The 380-nt window shown below is 59.7% G+C and carries 1 protein-coding gene; it reads right to left on the bottom strand.

The annotated features are described in order from the left end of the window. On the bottom strand, positions 1-347 hold a 347-nt coding region (locus I6F37_RS45030; protein ID WP_225155137.1), incomplete at its 3' end, for a heavy metal-binding domain-containing protein. Positions 348-380: the final 33 nt, after the last annotated feature.

Raw genomic sequence — 380 nt, 5'->3', positions numbered from 1 at the left:
AGCTTGTCGTGGACTTCCGCAAACTGCGTGACGGCGTCGCCGCTGAGCGGGTGCTGGACGGTAATGCGGAACTTCGTCTTCTGTCCGGCCTTCGGCGCACGAGGTTCGGTCGTGATTTTCAGCGAATAGTCGGCCGTGGCCATCGGATCGCCCGGCACCAGCGTCATGCCGCAAATGCTGCAGGTTCCCGGTGTGGCCTTCACTTCGTTCGGGTGCATCGGGCAGATGAATCCGCTGGTTGGGGCCGCCATGTTCTGGATCAGCGGCCGCGCCGTGCCGGGCATCATCTCCTGCGCGAACGTGCTCGCCGCCAGCAGGACAATCAATGAAACAACAGCGGCTCGCATGGGAAATCAAGAATAACAAATAAAGAATAAAGA

Origin of the sequence: Bradyrhizobium sp. NBAIM08 (assembly GCF_020193935.1) — a bacterium.
GTDB lineage: Bacteria > Pseudomonadota > Alphaproteobacteria > Rhizobiales > Xanthobacteraceae > Bradyrhizobium > Bradyrhizobium yuanmingense.
Note: the sequence above shows the minus strand (reverse complement) of the source record. Positions and strands in the feature narration are given on the sequence as shown.